The 18,367-nt window shown below is 72.2% G+C and carries 15 protein-coding genes; 9 read left to right on the top strand and 6 right to left on the bottom strand.

Features of this window, described 5'->3' with window-relative positions; genetic code table 11:
* Window positions 1–108: 108 nt before the first annotated feature.
* Entirely contained in the window at window positions 109–1,068 is a 960-nt protein-coding gene (locus ACFYZE_RS03590; protein WP_388987993.1) for an A/G-specific adenine glycosylase, read from the bottom strand.
* 240 nt (window positions 1,069–1,308) lie between these two features.
* Here ACFYZE_RS03590 and ACFYZE_RS03585 point away from each other — a divergent pair, with 240 nt between their 5' ends.
* Entirely contained in the window at window positions 1,309–2,121 is an 813-nt protein-coding gene (locus ACFYZE_RS03585) for a hypothetical protein (protein WP_388987990.1), read from the top strand.
* Window positions 2,122–2,321: 200 nt separating this feature from the next.
* Here ACFYZE_RS03585 and disA read toward each other — a convergent pair whose 3' ends face one another.
* Together disA and radA are read right to left on the bottom strand one after the other, a co-directional pair.
* Window positions 2,322–3,446, bottom strand: a complete 1,125-nt coding sequence (disA, locus tag ACFYZE_RS03580; protein ID WP_103842159.1) for a DNA integrity scanning diadenylate cyclase DisA — start codon at window positions 3,444–3,446, stop codon at window positions 2,322–2,324.
* An 81-nt stretch (window positions 3,447–3,527) separates the two neighbouring features.
* Complete coding sequence (radA, locus tag ACFYZE_RS03575; RefSeq protein ID WP_388987986.1) at window positions 3,528–4,937, bottom strand: DNA repair protein RadA; 1,410 nt, start codon at window positions 4,935–4,937, stop codon at window positions 3,528–3,530.
* Window positions 4,938–5,156: 219 nt separating this feature from the next.
* On the opposite strand from radA, the gene ACFYZE_RS03570 reads away from it, so the two are divergent.
* On the top strand, window positions 5,157–6,872 hold the full coding sequence (locus ACFYZE_RS03570) for a hypothetical protein (protein WP_388987983.1): 1,716 nt from the start codon (window positions 5,157–5,159) through the stop codon (window positions 6,870–6,872).
* A gap of 15 nt (window positions 6,873–6,887) precedes the next feature.
* On the opposite strand, the gene ACFYZE_RS03565 is transcribed toward ACFYZE_RS03570, so the two are convergent.
* Complete coding sequence (locus ACFYZE_RS03565) at window positions 6,888–7,757, bottom strand: hypothetical protein (protein WP_388987980.1); 870 nt, start codon at window positions 7,755–7,757, stop codon at window positions 6,888–6,890.
* Window positions 7,758–7,828: 71 nt separating this feature from the next.
* On the opposite strand from ACFYZE_RS03565, the gene ACFYZE_RS03560 reads away from it, so the two are divergent.
* The 3 genes from ACFYZE_RS03560 (at window position 7,829) to ilvD (ending at window position 11,783) form a co-directional block, all read left to right on the top strand.
* Window positions 7,829–8,761, top strand: coding sequence for a Ppx/GppA family phosphatase (locus tag ACFYZE_RS03560; RefSeq protein ID WP_388987977.1), 933 nt, complete (start codon window positions 7,829–7,831; stop codon window positions 8,759–8,761).
* Between the two features lie 188 nt (window positions 8,762–8,949).
* Window positions 8,950–9,774 (top strand): sugar phosphate isomerase/epimerase family protein, encoded by an 825-nt coding sequence (locus tag ACFYZE_RS03555; RefSeq protein ID WP_388987974.1) that lies wholly within the window; start codon window positions 8,950–8,952, stop codon window positions 9,772–9,774.
* 155 nt (window positions 9,775–9,929) lie between these two features.
* On the top strand, window positions 9,930–11,783 hold the full coding sequence (gene ilvD, locus ACFYZE_RS03550) for a dihydroxy-acid dehydratase (RefSeq protein WP_388987971.1): 1,854 nt from the start codon (window positions 9,930–9,932) through the stop codon (window positions 11,781–11,783).
* A 58-nt stretch (window positions 11,784–11,841) separates the two neighbouring features.
* Here ilvD and ACFYZE_RS03545 read toward each other — a convergent pair whose 3' ends face one another.
* Window positions 11,842–13,929 carry a serine/threonine-protein kinase gene (locus ACFYZE_RS03545; RefSeq protein WP_388987968.1) on the bottom strand — a complete coding sequence of 696 codons (2,088 nt, stop codon included), beginning with the start codon at window positions 13,927–13,929 and terminating at the stop codon, window positions 11,842–11,844.
* Window positions 13,930–14,110: 181 nt separating this feature from the next.
* Here ACFYZE_RS03545 and ACFYZE_RS03540 point away from each other — a divergent pair, with 181 nt between their 5' ends.
* The 4 genes from ACFYZE_RS03540 (at window position 14,111) to proC (ending at window position 16,722) form a co-directional block, all read left to right on the top strand.
* Window positions 14,111–14,422 (top strand): SH3 domain-containing protein, encoded by a 312-nt coding sequence (locus ACFYZE_RS03540; RefSeq protein WP_388987965.1) that lies wholly within the window; start codon window positions 14,111–14,113, stop codon window positions 14,420–14,422.
* 46 nt (window positions 14,423–14,468) lie between these two features.
* Complete coding sequence (locus ACFYZE_RS03535) at window positions 14,469–14,963, top strand: EamA/RhaT family transporter (RefSeq protein WP_388987963.1); 495 nt, start codon at window positions 14,469–14,471, stop codon at window positions 14,961–14,963.
* A 67-nt stretch (window positions 14,964–15,030) separates the two neighbouring features.
* Complete coding sequence (locus ACFYZE_RS03530; RefSeq protein WP_388987960.1) at window positions 15,031–15,810, top strand: class I SAM-dependent methyltransferase; 780 nt, start codon at window positions 15,031–15,033, stop codon at window positions 15,808–15,810.
* 102 nt (window positions 15,811–15,912) lie between these two features.
* A complete protein-coding gene (proC, locus tag ACFYZE_RS03525) occupies window positions 15,913–16,722 on the top strand; it encodes a pyrroline-5-carboxylate reductase (RefSeq protein ID WP_388989501.1) in 810 nt (269 codons plus the stop codon).
* Window positions 16,723–16,733: 11 nt separating this feature from the next.
* Here the strand turns inward: proC and trpS are convergent, their stop codons facing one another.
* Complete coding sequence (trpS, locus tag ACFYZE_RS03520; RefSeq protein WP_388987958.1) at window positions 16,734–17,768, bottom strand: tryptophan--tRNA ligase; 1,035 nt, start codon at window positions 17,766–17,768, stop codon at window positions 16,734–16,736.
* Between the last annotated feature and the right edge of the window lie 599 nt (window positions 17,769–18,367).

Raw genomic sequence — 18,367 nt, 5'->3', positions numbered from 1 at the left:
GCGGGTAGCGGACGGGAGGCTGTGATGTGGCGGCGGTGTCGCTGTGACGGGGCAAAGGGTTGGCTGTGAAGTCACCGGGTGGGGCGGGCCGACCGGGCCGAGGACGGGTCAGGTGAGGGGCAGGCGGTACAGGCGCCCCGGAAGGGGCTCCACCAGGCCGTCGGAGACCAGGCCGTCCAGGGCGCGGGCGCGCTGCACCGGGTCGTCCCACACTCGGTCGAGCACCGACTGCGGTACCGGCCCCACGGCCTCCCGCAGCACGGCCAGCAGCCGGCCGCGCACCTGACGGTCGGTGCCGGCGTACGTCTGGCCGCGGCGCGGCGGACCCTCGTGCTCCGGCTTCCCGGCCAGCCGCCAGGCGCACTGCGTGGCGATCGGGCAGCGGTGGCAGTTCTCGTTCTTCGCCGTGCAGATCAGCGCGCCCAGTTCCATGGAGGCGGCGGCCCAGCGGGAGGCGGTGCGCTCGTCGTCCGGCAGCAGCTCGCGGGCGAGCCTTCGCTCGGCGGCGGTGGTGGCGTTGGGCGGGTACTGCACGCCGGTGACCGCGCGGGCGAGGACCCGGCGCACATTGGTGTCGAGCACAGGGTGCCGCTGGCCGTACGCGAACGACGCGACGGCGGCGGCCGTGTACTCGCCGATGCCGGGCAGGGCGAGCAGTTGGGCGTGTTCGGTGGGTACGTCGCCGCCATGCCGTTCCGTTATGGCGACCGCGGCGCCGTGCAGGCGGAGCGCGCGGCGGGGGTAGCCGAGGCGGCCCCAGGCACGAACGGCTTCGCCGGGGGGTTCCTTGGCCAGGTCGGCCGGGCGGGGCCAGCGGCTGAGCCACTGCTCGTAGACGGGCAGGACGCGGTTGACCGGCGTCTGCTGCAGCATGAACTCACTGACCATCACGCCCCAGGGCCCGGCCTCCGGGCGCCGCCACGGAAGATCACGGGCGTGCTGCTCGAACCAGTCGATGACCGGGCCGTGCAGAAGAGTGCCGGGGGCTTGGCCGGTGGCGGTGGAGCCGGGGGCGCCGTCGGTCCGGGTGGGGGCGGTGGCGGGGCTGGGGGTGGTGGGTGCAGTCATGGCGTAGTCGATCCTGCCATGCCGGGGGTGGTCGGGTGGGGAACCGGCTCGGGGTGGTTTTGTCCGGGATGACCTCTCGTGGCCTCCGGCGGTCGGGCTCGGTGACCGTGGATGAGGGCGCTCCCCGCCAGAGCCGCCGGCGGGGCGGACGCGGTTCTCCGAGATGATGATCCGGAAAAGTTGTGGCCCGGGCGGCGGGTGGGGCCAGGTGTGGGAGAGATCTCTCGTACAGTTTGCGCCGTGGGATCTCTGCGCAATCCGGTTGGGCCGCTTCCCTCCTCCATCTACTGGCGACGGAGGGCCGTAGTGCTGTCCGTGGTCGCCCTGTTGGTGCTGCTCGTCGTGTGGGCGGTCACCTCCTCCGGCGGCGGCGGGAAGAACAAGGCGGACGGCTCGAACGGCAAGCATCCCACTTCGTCGATCACGCCCGGACCGTCCGGTACGGGGCCCGCGATCAGTCAACACCCGGGCGGGCGGGACGAATCGGGCGGTGGCGACGGTTCCGGGTCCTCCGGTTCGTCGGGCTCCGGAGCCTCCGGCGGAACGGGCAGCGCCGGATCCGGTGGCACGGGCGACGGGGCCAACGGCGGCGGCAGCGGCGGCACTTCCTCCTCCGCCGACCAGCTCCCCGCGGGAGGCGGGTCCGCACTGCCCAACTGTGCTTCGAGCACGGTCCGGTTGACGCTGCGGAGCGTGAACAACACCTATGAGCCCGGGGACACCCCCACCTTCCAGCTGATCGCCAAGAACACCTCGGGCGGCGACTGCAAGGTCGACCTCGGCCCCAAGTACGCGGTACTGACGATCACTCAGGCCGGAAGCGGCACCGCATTCTGGACCTCGGCCGACTGCCCCGGCGGCTCGGGCGGCGCACTGTTCCGAGTGCCCGCGAACGAGCAGGTCACCTACACCGTGAAGTGGGACCGCAAGCACAGCGCACCCAACTGCGCGACACCACCGGCGGGTTCCGCGCCGGCGGGCACCTACCTGGTCGAGGCGAAGGTCCCGGGCTTCCCGAAGGCCCAGACGTCGTTCGTGCTGGCGAAGGACTAGGGTCTTTCGTTTGGATCAGGCCGGATAAGGGAGCCCCGCGAGCCCGGCCTGCTCCGCCCTAGGGCCTGATCTTTCCGACGAGCGCGGCGTCGCGGGCCCCGGCCCGCGAGGCGGCGAGCCGCAGGGCCTGGCGCTGTGGCGACCTCGTCCGCCGGGCGCCGTGCACGATCGCGGTCCCCCGGCCCCGGCTCAGCCGTCGGTCAGACGTACCGTTCGAGGATCGAGGACTCCGCCAGTCGCGACAGGCCCTCGCGTACGCTCCGCGCCCGGGCCTCGCCCACGCCGTCCACCGTCTGCAGGTCGTCCACGCTGGCCGCGAGCAGTTTCTGGAGGCCGCCGAAGTGCTCCACCAGGCGGTCGATGATCGCGCCGGGCAGTCGCGGGACCTTCGCCAGCAGGCGGAAGCCGCGCGGGGACACCCCGGAGTCGAGCGCTTCGGGGGAGCCGGTGTACCCCAGTGCCTTGGCGACCGTGGACATCTCGAGGAGCTCCGCGTGGCTCAGCGCGTCCAGCTCGGCCAGCGCCTCCTCGACCGTGCGGGAACGCTTCGCGGTGGGTTCCGGCACGTAGTCGCGGACCACCAGCTCGCGCTCGGGTTCCACGCCCGCGATCAACTCGTCGAGCTGGAGGGCGAGCAGACGGCCGTCCGTGCCCAGCTCGACCACGTACTCGGCGATTTCGGTGGCGATGCGGCGCACCATCTCCAGTCGCTGCGCCACCGCGGAGACGTCCCGGACCGTCACCAGGTCCTCGATCTCCAGCGCGGACAGCGTCCCGGCCACCTCGTCCAGGCGGAGCTTGTACCGCTCCAGGGTGGCCAGGGCCTGGTTGGCGCGGGACAGGATCGCCGCCGAGTCCTCCAGGACACGGCGCTGCCCGTCGACGTACAGCGCGATCAGACGCATCGACTGCGAGACGGAGACCACCGGGAAGCCGACCTGCTTGCTCACCCGGTCCGCCGTACGGTGCCGGGTGCCGGTCTCCTCCGTCGGGATCGTGGGGTCCGGGACGAACTGCACGCCGGCCCTGAGGATCTTCGACAGGTCCGAGGAGAGCACGAGGCCGCCGTCCAGCTTGCACAGCTCCCGCAGCCGAGTGGCCGTGAACTCGACGTCCAGGACGAAACCGCCTGTGCACATCGCCTCGACGGTCTTGTCGGAGCCGAGCACGATGAGACCGCCGGTGTTGCCGCGGAGCACGCGCTCCAGTCCGTCACGCAGGGGCGTGCCAGGTGCCACGGCGCTCAGTGAGGCGCGCATCAGGCGATCGGAACCGGCACTCCCACCGGACTTTCCGGGAGCTGCTGCCCGGTCGTTGGCTGCCACTGCACTCCTCCGGTCGCAGGTTCTGGGGCGCTCCCGTGACGCGCACTCGGTTCGTACGGACGGGCGAGACCAGGGCAAAGTCTACCGGCGGTCCTCCTCCTCCCGCGGGGCCTCTCGGCGACGGGAGCGGGGGAGGACCCGCAGCGCGTCCCCCACGTCGGCCACTTCCAGCACCTTCATCCCGGACGGGATCCTGCCCGGATCGACGGGTACGAGGGCGTGTGTGAAGCCCAGGCGGTGGGCCTCGGCCAGGCGGCGCTGGACGCCCGTGACCCGTCTGACCTCTCCGGCGAGGCCGACCTCGCCGATCGCCACCAGGTTCTTGGGCAGCGGGGTGTCGCTCGCGGCGCTCGCCAGCGCCAGTGCCACCGCCAGGTCGGCGGCCGGCTCGGAGAGCTTCACCCCGCCGACGGTCGCGGAGTAGATGTCCCGCTTGCCCAGGGCGCTGATCCGGCCGCGCTGCTCCAGCACGGCGAGCATCATCGAGACGCGGGAGGTCTCCAGCCCGGACGTCGTACGCCGCGGGGAGGGGATCTGCGAGTCGACGGTCAGGGCCTGCACCTCGGCCACCAGGGGGCGGCGGCCCTCCAGGGTGACGGTGAGGCAGGTGCCGGGGACCGGCTCGTCGCGGCGGGTCAGGAACAGGCCACTGGGGTCCGCGAGGCCGGTGATGCCCTCGTCGTGGAGCTCGAAGCAGCCGACCTCGTCCGTGGCGCCGTAGCGGTTCTTGACGCCCCGGACGAGACGCAGGCGCGCGTGCCGGTCGCCCTCGAAGTGCAGGACGACGTCCACCAGGTGCTCCAGCAGGCGCGGGCCCGCGATCGCGCCGTCCTTGGTGACGTGGCCCACCAGGAGCGTGGCCATGCCGCGCTCCTTGGAGGCGCGGATCAGGGCCCCGGCGACCTCCCGCACCTGGGCCATGCCGCCGGGCGCGCCGTCGATCTCCGGGGAGGCGACGGTCTGGACGGAGTCCAGGATCAGGAGGGACGGCTTGACCGCGTCCAGGTGGCCGAGGACGGCCGCGAGGTCCGTCTCCGCCGCCAGGTAGAGGTGGTCGTGGATGGCTCCGATGCGGTCGGCGCGCAGCCGCACCTGGCTCGCGGACTCCTCGCCGGTGACATACAGCGTGCGGTGCTCGTCGCTCGCCGCCTTGGCCGCGACGTCGAGCAGCAGCGTGGACTTGCCGACGCCCGGTTCGCCCGCCAGCAGCACGACCGCGCCCGGTACGAGTCCGCCGCCGAGGACGCGGTCCAGCTCGGGCACACCGGTGGGACGGGCGGTGGCCTGCCGCCCGTCGACCTGGCCGATCGGCAGGGCGGAGGTGGTCACCCGCCCCGGTGTCGTCGTCCGCACGGCGGGCGCGCCGTACTCCTCGATCGTCCCCCAGGCCTGGCACTCGGGGCAGCGGCCGAGCCACTTGGCCGTCTGCCAGCCGCACTCGGTGCAGCGGTAGGACGGCCGGTCCTTGGAGGTCTTCGTACGGGCAGCCATGGTCGAAACCGTAGCGGGAGCCACTGACACCGGTCGCAGGGCAGCCGGGAGCAGAGCCTCGGCAGGGCGGTCCTGCAATCCGGCGCCCGCTGCTCTGCGCGCCCCCAAGCTGCCGAATGCATCCTTCCTGTCCCCTTATGAGGGATCGTTTCACCCGTACGGAGTAAAAGTGCTCAAGGGGGGAGAAGGTGCCGGTCATCGCCGCCTACGGTCGCACGGGTGATGAGCAGCAGGCCGGAGATCTCGACGCACGCCACCGGCGCACACCCGGCGCGCAACGACGCGCCGCAGCGGGGAAGCGCGCCTCCTGGCGCAACCCCCCGCACTCTGGCGCAGCGCCTGCCCGCGCGCTACGCCCCCTACGTGGACGGACTGTTCACCTACTGCCTGTCCGTGCTGTGCGATCACGACGCGGCGACCGAGGTCCTCGGGGACGCCCTGGCGCTCGCCGAGCGCCGCGGCACCCGCGGCCCGCGGTCCCACGACGACCACCGAGCCTGGCTGTACGCCCTCGCCCGCTGGTCCTGTCTGCGCCGCCTCGCCGAGGCCCGGCGCCACCACCGGGCCGGGCGCGACCGCGACCAGCGCAAGGAAGCCGCCGACCGGCGCGCCGCCGGGGCCGTCGGCACCACCCCCGAGCCGGCCGAGGAGACCGAGGAGCTGCGCCGCCGCGAGCTCGCCCAGCTCGCCTGGCCTGAGGCCGCCGGCACCACCCCCGAGCAGCGCGAGGCGCTCGAACTCGCGGTACGCCACCAGCTCGCCCCCCGCGAGGTCGCCGCCGTGCTCGGCCTGGCCCCCACCGCCACCCGCGACCTGCTGGCCGCCGCCGCCTGCGAGGTGGAGCGCACCCGCGCCGCCCTCGCCGTAGTCGAGACCGGCACGTGTCCGGGCGTCGCCCGCCTCACCGGCGACCACCAGCTCGTGCTCAGCGCCGCCCTGCGCCGCGAACTCGTCCGGCACGTCGACGACTGCCCGCGCTGCCGCCGTACCGCCGAGCGCGCCGTTCCCGGCACCTGGCCCGGCACCAGCGTCACCCCCGCCGCGCTGCCCGTCCTTCAGGCCCCGCGCGCGGCCCTGCACACCGCGATGACGCACGCCGCACGCGCGCGTGGCGGCGCCCCCCGCTTCGACCGGCGCGGCTTCCCCATGGACCCGAAGGACCACGCGGCCCGCCGCGACCGCCTCCGTGCGCGTGCCTTGACCACGACCGTCGTGGCCACCGTGGTCGCCGCCCCGGTGTTCGCCCTGTGGGCCGCCTACCGCGGCCCGCTCACCGGCGAGGCCGCCGACGGCCGACCCGCCACCGCACGCGAGGTGCAGGGCACCGCGCCGCTCGGCGACGGGGGCGCGGGCGGGTACGAGAACGCGGGCAACGCCAGCGCCAAGCCCGGCGCCCGCCCGCCCGGCAAGGACGGCCGCACACCCGACGTCTCCGTGGAGGTCATCGGCGTGGCGACGGGCGCCCCGGGCGAGGGGCACCTGGCGGTGACGGCCCGCAACGACGGCACCACCACCCTGATCACCCTCACCGCGTCCGGCAGCTCACCGGTCCACTGGTCCGCGACCACGGGGGCCCCCTGGCTCTTCATGAACCAGTCCTCGGGCACGCTCGACCCCGGCGCGTCGTTCACGATCCGCGTCTACGTCGACCACCTCCACGAGCCCTCCGGCCCGTGGCACGCGCAGGTGGCGGTGGCCCCGGCGGGCGCCGTCGTCTCGATCGACGGCTACGGCGCGGCGGGCCCGTCCGACCCGCACCCCACCCCCAGCCACACCGTCCCGTCGGACCCCTCACCGACCGGTCCGCCGTCCGGCTCGGACCCCACCCCCGGCGACCCGACCCCGACCGACCCGCCGACCTCCAGCCCGTCGCCCTCCGACCCGCCGGCCTCGAGCCCGCCGCCCACCGACAGCGGCGCGCCGAGTCCCGCCTAGGCCGTGCCCATACCGTCAGGCCACGGGATCCGCGGGATGCGGTGCCACCAGCGGCAACTGCGACGCCAGGCGCTGCTCGCACAGCTCGGCCAGGCGGTCGTACCCCGCCTTGCCCATCAGCTCGGTCAGCTCCGCCCGGTAGGAGACGTACACCGGTTCGCCCGCGCCGTGCGCCGACGTCGCCGACGTGCACCACCAGTGCAGGTCGTGGCCGCCCGGACCCCAGCCCCGGCGGTCGTACTCACCGATCGACACCTGAAGCACCCGGGTGTCGTCGGGCCGGTCGATCCACTCGTACGTGCGCCGGATCGGCAGCTGCCAGCACACGTCCGGCTTGGTCTCCAGCGGCTCGCGGCCCTCCCTCAGGGCCAGGATGTGCAGCGAGCAGCCCGCGCCGCCCGGGAACCCGGGCCGGTTCTGGAAGATGCACGAGCCCTGGTACGGGCGGGTCTGCCGGGATCCCTCGTCGTCCTCCGCGACCCAGCCCGTCTCCGTGCCCACGTCATGGTGCTGCCAGATCTCCGGGGTGAGCCGTGCCACGTGCTCGGCCACCCGCTTCTCGTCGTCCTCGTCCGAGAAGTGCGCTCCCAGCGTGCAGCACCCGTCGTCCGCGCGGCCCGCCTGGATGCCCTGGCAGCCGCTCCCGAAGATGCAGTTCCAGCGCGAGGTCAGCCATGTCAGATCGCACCGGAAGACCTGCTCGTCGTCGGCCGGATCCGGAAACTCCACCCACGCGCGCGCGAAGTCGAGCCCCTTCTCGTCGCTCGCCTTCAGGGCTTTCTTCGCCATCTTCAGGGCCTTCTCTGACGGGGACGCCTTGGCCTGCGAAGAATCCTTCGATCCCTTGGAGGATTTGTCGGTCTTCGCCTTTTTCGTCTTTGGCACGCCTCCAGAGTAAGTGGCCCCGGACCGCTCAGGGGACGGCAGATCCCCGCACTGGCAGTAGCGTTCCGTACATGAGACTCGGTGTCCTCGACGTGGGTTCGAACACGGTGCATCTGCTGGTGGTGGACGCCCACCCCGGCGCGCGCCCCCTGCCCGCGCACTCGCACAAGGCGGAGCTGCGGCTGGCGGAACTCCTGGACGGCGGCGGGGCCATCGGCCAGGAGGGCGTGGACAGGCTGATCGCCGTCGTACGGGACGCCCTGCAGGCCGCCGAGGACAAGGGCGTCGAGGACCTGCTGCCGTTCGCCACCTCCGCGGTGCGCGAGGCCGGCAACAGCGACGACGTCCTCGCCCGGGTCGAGGACGCCACGGGCGTCCAGCTGCAGGTGCTGACCGGCGAGGAGGAGGCCCGGCTGACCTTCCTCGCCGCCCGCCGCTGGTTCGGCTGGTCCGCGGGCAAGCTCCTCGTCCTCGACATCGGCGGCGGCTCCCTGGAGATCGCCTACGGCATCGACGAGGAACCCGACGCCGCGGTGTCCCTGCCGCTGGGCGCGGGCCGGCTGACCGCCGCCTGGCTGCCCGGCGACCCGCCCGACCCCGAGGACGTCAGGGCGCTGCGCCGCCACGTGCGGACCGAGATCGCCCGCACGGTCGGCGAGTTCAGCCGCTTCGGGGCGCCGGACCACGTCGTCGCCACCTCCAAGACGTTCAAACAGCTCGCCCGCCTCGCCGGGGCGGCCCGCTCCGCCGAGGGCCTGTACGTCCAGCGTGAGCTGAAGCGGGAGTCCCTGGAGGGCTGGGTGCCCCAGCTCGCCGGGATGACGGTCGCACAGCGCATGGAACTCCCCGGCGTCTCCGACGGCCGGGCGGCCCAGCTCGTCGCCGGGGCGCTGGTCGCGGAGGCGGCGATGGACCTGTTCGGAGTGGAGACGCTGGAGATATGCCCCTGGGCACTGAGGGAGGGCGTGATCCTGCGGCGGCTGGACCACATGGGCTCGGTGTGAGAGGGGGTCCCGCCGCAGGGGCACGGGGCTGTGACAGGTGCGGCCCCGCCGCGCGGTCGCGAACCACCACGGCCCGCGACGCCGGACTGGACGCCGGACTGATCGACAGGGCACCCCCTAGTGACCTCGGCCACCCCCACCCCCCACTCCCGGCCCAACCGCCGGAGGCACCCCGTACCCTGTCCCTCGTGGCAGAACCAGCGGTGCGCATCCCGGATGCGAAGGTCGCGCTGTCGACGGCCTCCGTCTACCCGGAGTCGACGGCGACGGCCTTCGAGATCGCCGCGCGCCTCGGGTACGACGGGGTCGAGGTCATGGTGTGGACCGACCCGGTCAGCCAGGACATCGAGGCGCTGCGCCGGCTCAGCGACTACCATCAGATCCCCATTCTGGCCGTCCACGCCCCCTGTCTGCTGATCACACAGCGGGTGTGGTCCACCGACCCCTGGGTCAAACTCCAGCGGGCCCGCGCGGCCGCCGAGAAGCTCGGCGCCGGGACCGTCGTGGTCCACCCGCCCTTCCGCTGGCAGCGCCAGTACGCGCGTGACTTCGTCGACGGCATCTGGCGCATGGCGAACGAGACGGATGTGCGGTTCGCCGTCGAGAACATGTACCCGTGGCGCTACCGGGACCGCGAGATGCTCGCGTACGCCCCCGACTGGGACGTAACGAGGGACGACTACCGGCACTTCACGATCGACCTCAGCCACGCCGCGACGGCCCGCACGGACGCCCTGCAGATGCTCGACCGCATGGGCGACCGCCTCGGCCACGTCCACCTCGCCGACGGCAACGGCTCCAACAAGGACGAGCACCTCGTCCCCGGCCGTGGCATACAGCCCTGCGCCGAGGTCCTGGAGCGGCTGGCTCGTGGCGGCTTCGACGGCCACGTCGTCATCGAGGTCAACACCCGCCGCGCCATGTCCGGCGCCGAGCGCGAGGCGGACCTCGCGGAGGCCCTCGCCTTCACCCGGCTGCACCTGGCGTCGGCGGTGCGGGTGCCCCGCCGGTGAGCGGGCGCCGCCCGGCCGAGGATCAAAGAAAGCTCTGAGACACACGTCCCGCATTCCGGACATCGTGTCCGTCCCTTGGAGCACCGGCGTACGCTCGACGTGAGCCAGAACTCCGCCAGGCTCCCTGGTGGAACTCTCCGAAGGAGCGAGCGACGATGCCCGAGCTGAGGTCCCGCACAGTCACCCACGGCCGCAACATGGCGGGCGCACGCGCCCTGATGCGCGCCTCCGGTGTACCCGGTGCGGACATCGGACGGAAGCCGATCATCGCCGTCGCCAACTCCTTCACCGAGTTCGTCCCGGGCCACACCCACCTCCAGCCGGTCGGCCGGATCGTCAGCGAGGCGATCAGCGAGGCCGGCGGCATCCCGCGCGAGTTCAACACCATCGCGGTGGACGACGGCATCGCGATGGGCCACGGCGGCATGCTCTACAGCCTGCCCTCCCGTGACCTGATCGCGGACAGCGTGGAGTACATGGTGGAGGCCCACTGCGCCGACGCCCTGGTCTGCATCTCCAACTGCGACAAGATCACCCCGGGCATGCTGATGGCGGCCCTGCGCCTGAACATCCCGACGGTCTTCGTCTCCGGCGGCCCGATGGAGTCCGGCCGCGCCACCCTGGTCGACGGCACCGTCCGCACCCTGGACCTGGTCGACGCGATCTCCGACGCCGTGAACGACAAGGTCTCCGACGAGGACATCCTCCGTATCGAGGAGAACGCCTGTCCGACCTGCGGCTCGTGCTCCGGCATGTTCACCGCCAACTCGATGAACTGCCTGACCGAGGCGATCGGCCTCTCCCTGCCCGGCAACGGCTCGGTCCTCGCCACCCACACGACCCGCAGGCAGCTGTACGTGGACGCGGCCCGCACGGTCATGGACCTCACCCGCCGCTACTACGAGCAGGACGACGACACGGTCCTGCCGCGCAACATCGCCACCTTCGCCGCCTTCGAGAACGCGATGGCCCTCGACATCGCGATGGGCGGCTCCACCAACACGATCCTGCACCTGCTGGCGGCGGCCCAGGAGGCGGGCGTCCCCTTCGGCCTGGAGGAGATCGACGCCGTCTCGCGCCGGGTGCCGTGCCTGGCGAAGGTCGCCCCGAACGTCGCCAAGAACCGCACGTACTACATGGAGGACGTGCACCGCGCCGGGGGCATCCCCGCCCTCCTCGGCGAGCTGCACCGCGCGGGCCTGCTGAACGAGGACGTGCACGCCGTCCACAGCCCGTCCCTCGCGGACTGGCTGAAGACGTGGGACGTCCGCGGCGGCTCCCCGTCCCCCGAGGCCGTGGAACTGTGGCACGCGGCCCCCGGCTGCGTCCGCTCGGCCGAGGCCTTCTCCCAGTCGGAACGCTGGGAGGCCCTCGACGAGGACGCGGAGAACGGCTGCATCCGCTCCGCGGAGCACGCGTACTCCAAGGACGGCGGCCTGGCGGTCCTCAAGGGCAACCTGGCCGAGGACGGCTGCGTGGTGAAGACCGCGGGCGTCGACGAGTCGATCTGGACCTTCGAGGGCCCGGCGGTCGTCTGCGAGTCGCAGGAAGAGGCCGTCGAGAAGATCCTCACCCAGCAGGTCAAGGAGGGCGACGTCGTCGTCATCCGCTACGAGGGCCCCAAGGGCGGCCCGGGCATGCAGGAGATGCTGTACCCGACCTCGTACCTGAAGGGCCGCGGCCTGGGGAAGGCCTGCGCGCTGATCACGGACGGCCGCTTCTCCGGCGGCACGTCGGGCCTGTCGATCGGCCACGCGTCCCCCGAGGCGGCCTCGGGCGGCACGATCGCCCTGGTGCGGGACGGCGACCGCATCCGCATCGACATCCCGAACCGCACGATCGAGCTCCTGGTGTCCGACGAGGAGCTCGATGCCCGCCGTGCCGCGCTGAACGGCGTCTACGCCCCCGTGAACCGCGACCGCAAGGTCTCCGCGGCACTGCGCGCGTACGCCGCGATGGCGACGAGCGCGGACAAGGGCGCGGTGCGCGATGTGACGAAGCTGGGCTGAGGCCTCGCTCCAGGAGCTCCGGAAAGGGCCGCCCGTCGCCGGGCGGCCCTTTCGCGTCCTACCAGCGGCCCGGGTCGCGTCCGTCGACGGCGAAGACGGTGCCGTCGGGGGCGGTGGCGTAGACGTGGTGGTCGACGACCAGGGGTTCGGGCAGCGCGGCCATCACCCGGTCCGAGCTCGGGTCCAGCCGTGGCCGGGTCTGACCGGTGAGCTCCCCGGTACGGGCGTCGACGGCGATGAGCCGCCCGTCGGCCGCCGTGAAGTACACCTGCCCATCGGCCACGACCGGCGCCGAGCCGCGGCTCACGGACGTTTCCAGATGCCACAGTTCCTTCCGCGTGTCCAGGTCCACGGCCTTCAGCGCACCGCCCGCCGCCAGCAGGTAGACGACGGTTCCGTGCACGGTCGCGTGCGCGCTCTCCAGCGCGATGGTCAGCGGTACGCGGCGCGCCGCCCCTGAACCGGGGACGTAGCGGACGACCGCTCTCGTCTCCCCGTAGGCGCCCAGGGAGAGGAAGAAGAGGGAGCCGTCCCTGGATGCGAAGGGTTCGAGCTGCCCGCTGAGCCGGGCGTCCCACCGCACGTCGCCGGTCACCGGATCCACCGCGGTGACCCGCGTGCTGCTCCCGTCGTCCGAGACGCTCGCCGCGTACGCCGTCGGGTCGCCGGGGAACGACGTGAACAGGGGTGTGCCCTGACCGGGGATCCGACGGTGCCATTTCGTGTCGCCCGATGCGCTGTCGACGCCGGTGACGGTGCCGTCCTTGCCGGTGATCAGCAGCATGCCTCCGACGGACCGCAGTCCGTTGTACGACGGGACTCCGCGCTGCCAGCGCGTCCTGCCCGAAGCGGGGTCCAACGCCTCCATGCGCCGCCCCTCGCCCAGCAGCGGCTGCACCAGGCCGCCCGACAGGACCGGCGGCCCGCTCCTGAGCGCCGTGGCGACGCCGTGCCGCCACAGCAGCCTGCCGTCGGCCGGATCGAGGGCGTAGACGAGTCCCGACCGTGCGCACAGCAGCTTTCCCGCCCCGAAAGAACAGTGGGGCGTACTGGTGCCCCCGGAAACCGGAGGCGTCTGCCACTGACGGAATCGGTCCGCCGCGGCCGACCGGGTGGTGGCCAGCGGTGACCCGCCGTCTGCGAGCAGGGGAATCGAGGCGAACACGCCGACCGCCACCAGACCGAGCGCCCCGGCGGCCAGGGCCACCCGCTTGCGCAGCCGCCCCCTCAGCTGCGGCTTCTCGGGGCCGGCCGCGGACTTCGGTACGCCGCTGTCGCCCGTCCGCTGCGATGGTATGAACGGCTGGGTGTCGTACGAGGCCGCCACCGAGCGCAGTTCCCGCATCAGTTCGTCCGGCGTGGGCCGGTCCTCGGGCTCCTTGGCGAGGCACCGCAGCACCAGCGGCGCCAGATCCTCCGGTACGCCGGCCAGTTCCGGTTCGTCGTGCACCACCTGGTAGGCCACGATGTACGGACTGTCCGAATCGAACGGTCCCCGTCCGGTGGCCGCGTGCACCATCACGGACCCGAGCGCGAAGACGTCGGCGGCCGGTCCGACCTCCCTCGGCCGCCGGAACTGCTCGGGGGCCATGAAGGGCGGCGTGCCGATCAACTTGCCGGTCTCGGTGTGCAGTTCGCTGTCCTTGGGCCGGGAGATGCCGAAGTCGATGACCTTCGGGCCGTCCTCGGCGAGCAGCACGTTGCTCGGCTTGAGGTCCCGGTGCACGACTCCGGCCCGATGGATGTCGCGCAGTGCCTCCGCGAGCCCGGCCATCAGCCGGCGCAACTGGGCCGGGACCATGGGACCGTTCCGCTTCACATGGTCGGACAGGGTCGGTCCGGGGATGAACAGCGTGGCCATCCAGGGCCGTTCGGCCTCCGGGTCGGCGTCGACGACGGGGGCCGTGAAGGCACCGCTCACCCTCCGGGCCGCGGCCACCTCCTGCCGGAAACGTCCCCTGAACTCGGGGTCCCTGGCGTACTCGGCGTGGACGACCTTCACCGCCAGCTTCATCCCGGAGGCGCTGCGGGCCAGGTGCACCACGCCCATGCCGCCGGAGCCCAGGCAGGACTCCAGGCGGTAGTGACCGGCGTACTCGGGAAGTTCCGCTTCCGCGCCCGCTCCGGTGTTGCGCTGTGGCGTCATGGACCACCCCCGTGCTGTTCGTCCGCGCGCGCGACGCACGGAGCCTAGTCGATGACCCGTGCGAGACCGAGGCGGCTTGCCAGCCTCCCGGTGCGCGTCATACATGTGTGTTTGAAGGTGTGACACGAGGGAATCAACGGGACCCCATGACAGTCATGGGGCTCAACGGGGGAGGATGTCCATGTCTGTCGACCGTGTGGAAGACGCCGAGCGCGACACCGAGCAGCAGGCCGTCACGACGACGGTCCTGCGCTACTACTCGGTCGCCCCGGGCGTCCGGCTCAACGTCCGCAGCGGCCCCGGCACCGGATACACCATCGTCCGGGTCCTGCCCGAGGGCGCCAAGGTGCCGATCTACTGCCAGACGCCGGGCACGACGGTGACCGGTCCGTACGGCACGAGCAACATATGGGACAACATCGACAGCGGCGAGTACGTCTCCGACGCGTACGTGAACACGGGCAGCGACGGCTACGTCGCCTCGCGCTGCTGACGTCCCGCCGCGGGGGCCCGCCCGCCACCGGAGTGATAATCGACCCGTGAGCGACGACAACGGCACTCCGGACACCCCCAAGGGCGGCCCCCGCCCCGAACCGATCCGCTTCTTCGGCACCACCTGGGTGGACCACGACGGCGGCTACACGGCCCGCCGTATCGCCGTGTCCGCCGGCTCCCTCGCCGCCGCCGCGATCTCCTGCCTCGTCCTGCGCTTCGCCTACCAGGGCCTGAGCATCGCCGACGTCGGCGCACCGGTGACGTTCCTGGTCGTGGTCATGTTCGCCGTGTGCAGCGCACTCGCGTTCGGCCACACCTGGGGAGGCTTCACCAAGCGCCCCGACCCCGAGCGCCAGTCCTCCCTCCGCGGCCTCCTCACCATCGGCTTCGTCGGCTCCCTCCTCGCCTATTTCTTCCGCTCCCTGAGCGAGGCCCCCGGCGAGAAGCTCCACCGCGAGGAGTACGACCAGGCCCGGGCCGCCCACGAGAAGCGCACCACGCGCCGCACCGGCAACCCCTCCCGCCGTCGCCGTTCCTGACCCGGGCCCCGCCCAACGCCGCGTAAACCAGCTGCCCCGGCCCCCGCCGCCCCGCCACCATGGGCGTATGACCGTGCCCTCCCGAGCCGTCCGCGCCCGCTCCTTCAACACAGCCGCCGCCCAGTACGCCGCGAACCGCCCCTCCTACCCGCCCGCCCTCTTCGACGCTCTCGAAGACCTCGCCGACCGCCCCCTCGCCGGCGCCCGGGTGGCCGACATCGGCGCCGGCACCGGTATCGCCACCGTCCTGCTCAAGGCCCGCGGCGCGCACGTACTCGCCGTGGAGCCCGGCGCCGGCATGGCCGACCAGTTCCGCCGCACCCTCCCCGACGTCCCCCTCCTGCGCGGCGACGGCAACGCCCTTCCCCTGGCCACCGCCTCCACCGACGTCCTCACCTACGCCCAGTCCTGGCACTGGACCGACCCGGCCCGCTCGGTCCCCGAGGCCCTGCGCGTCCTGCGTCCGGACGGGGCGCTCGCACTGTGGTGGAACATGGACGCCCAGGACGTCCCCTGGATCACCGAGCAGGCGGACCGCATCAAGCGCTTCTTCGGCACCGAGAAGGCGACCAAGAACGGCGCCGGCGGCACCGCCCGTACCGAACTCGCCTTCGAAGGCGCCCCCGAGATCCCCGCCCACGCCCGCCGCGTCGTCCGCTGGAGCCGTACGGTCCCCGTCGACACCCACCTCGCCAACATCGGCAGCCACTCGATCTTCCTGGTCGGCGGCGAGGAACGCGCCAGGGCCTTCCTCGCCGAGGAGCGGGACCACCTCCTCAAGACCTTCCCGGACGGCCGTGTCGAGGAGGTCTACGACGTGCTACTGATCGTGGCCCGGCGGCACTAGCCGCGGGCGGCCACCGTCCCGCCCACCGGACACCCCGCCGAGCGCACCCTCTCCGGTGCGAGGATGACCGAAGGACGACGCACCCCGGAGGGCCCCACCACCATGACCCAGAAAGTCGCAGTCCTCGGTACCGGCAAGATCGGCGAAGCCCTGCTCAGCGGAATGATCCGAGCCGGCTGGGCCCCCGCCGACCTCCTGGTGACCGCCCGCCGCCCGGAGCGGGCCGAAGAGCTCCGCACCCGCTACGGCATCACCCCGGTCACCAACCCCGAGGCCGCGAAGAGCGCCGACACGCTCATCCTCACGGTCAAGCCCCAGGACATGGGCACGCTCCTCGACGAACTCGCCCCCCACGTCCCCGCCGACCGCCTGGTCATCAGCGGCGCCGCCGGCATCCCCACCTCCTTCTTCGAGGCCCGCCTCGCCGCCGGCACCCCGGTCGTCCGCGTCATGACGAACACCCCCGCCCTCGTCGACGAGGCCATGTCCGTCATCTCCGCCGGCACCCACGCCACCGCCGACCACCTGGCCCACACCGAGGAGATCTTCGGCGCCGTCGGCAAGACCCTCCGTGTCCCCGAGTCCCAGCAGGACGCCTGCACGGCACTGTCCGGCTCGGGCCCGGCGTACTTCTTCTACCTGGTCGAGGCCATGACCGACGCCGGCATCCTGCTCGGCCTGCCCCGCGACAAGGCCCACGACCTCATCGTCCAGTCCGCGATCGGCGCCGCCGTGATGCTGCGCGACAGCGGCGAGCATCCGGTCAAGCTCCGCGAGAACGTCACGTCCCCGGCCGGCACCACCATCAACGCCATCCGCGAACTCGAGAACCACGGCGTACGGGCCGCCCTCATCGCCGCCCTGGAAGCCGCCCGCGACCGCAGCCGCGAGCTGGCCTCCGGCAACAACTGACGGTCGCGGGCCTACCGGGCCGCGTTCGACACGGGTTCCCGCACCTGGGAAGCCGGCGGCAGCAGGCCGATCGCGCGATAGGCGGCATCCACGGTCGGCCGGGCCGCTGCCCGTGCCCGCTCGGCACCATCGCGCAGCACGTCGTCGACATACGCGGGATCGGCACACAACTCCCGATGCCGCTCCTGCACCGGCCGAAGCAGCTCGACCACGGCCTCCGCGGTGTCCTTCTTCAGGGCGCCGTACGACGTGTACGCGCCGCTCAGCTCCTCGGGATCAGCCCCGGAGCAGGCGGCGAGGATCTCCAGGAGATTGGCCACGCCGGGCCGCGCCTCCCGGTCGTACACGACCTCCGCCCCACTGTCGGTCACCGCACGCATGACCTTCCTCCGTACGACGTCCGGCTCGTCGAGCAGATAGACGATCCCAGGGCCGGAGTCGTCGGACTTGCCCATCTTCGACGCGGGGTCCTGAAGGTTCATGACGCGGGTCGCGATCTTGGGGGGCGTCGCCCGGGGCACCACGAACGTGTGCCCGTAGCGCTGGTTGAACCGCACGGCCAGATCCCGCGCCAGCTCCACGTGCTGTGTCTGATCGTCCCCGACCGGCACCTCGTCAGTCCCGTACGCCAGGATGTCCGCGGCCATCAGCACGGGATACGTCAACAGGGACAGCCGTACGCTTCCACCCCGCTCCCGCTCGCGCGCGGCCTTCTCCTTGTACTGGATCATGCGCCGCATCTCGCCGTCGGTGGCCACGCACTCCAGCACGTACGACAGCCGCGCGTGCTCGTCGACGTGGCTCTGCACGAACAGGGTGCACCGCTCCGGATCGAGCCCGGCCGCCAGCAACAGCGTCGCCGCCTGCCGACTGAGCCTGCGCACCCGCGCCGGATCGTGGTGCACGGTCAGGGCATGCAGGTCGACGACGCAGAAGAGCGCGTCCGCCTGGTGCTGGTCGACGTCCACCCACCGCTGGATGGCGCCCAGGTAGTTTCCCAGCGTCAGGTGCCCGGTGGGCTTGACCCCGCTGAAGACCCGTGTCATCTCACTCCACCTTCTGGTCGGGGCCGCCGCCTTCGGCTGGCCGCCCCTCGTCGGATCCGGAGGGAGATACGAGAACGGCCGCCGAGGCGGCGGCCGTTGAACGCATACGTGAGTCCGGCCGCCGTCAGGCGGCCCACCACAGCTGGTTGCACGTACGCGAAGTCATGGCACCGAGGGTACGCCCACCGGGACCTGACGCAAGGGGGTACGGGTGCGAGTTGACACGTACCGGACCGATCCGTAGTGTTCTCCGGGTTGCCCGACGTGAGCGCCGACTTCGGTCGGTCCCCGGGCAGCCACTCCGCAGGTACCAACCGACAATCGGCGCTACGTCGTCGTGTGTATTGGTGTGCGTATTTTCGGAATGTAGGAACGAAGCCCTCGATTAGCTCGGGAGCCGAGAATCCGCTAAAGTCTCACTCGTCGGAACGGCCCAAGGGTCGCGATGACAAGCCCGGTTGACTGGGAATCAGGCCCCGAAGGGAACTGAGGGAATCTGATAGAGTCGACAAAGCCGGAAGGCCGAAAGGCCGGAAAGCACCGAGGAAATCGGATCGGAAAGATCTGATAGAGTCGGAAACACCGAAGGGAAGCGCCCG

Origin of the sequence: Streptomyces sp. NPDC001796 (assembly GCF_042892355.1) — a bacterium.
Taxonomy (GTDB): Bacteria; Actinomycetota; Actinomycetes; order Streptomycetales; family Streptomycetaceae; genus Streptomyces.
The sequence above is the reverse complement of the archived record's forward strand: the minus strand, read 5'-3'. Positions and strand labels throughout refer to the sequence as shown.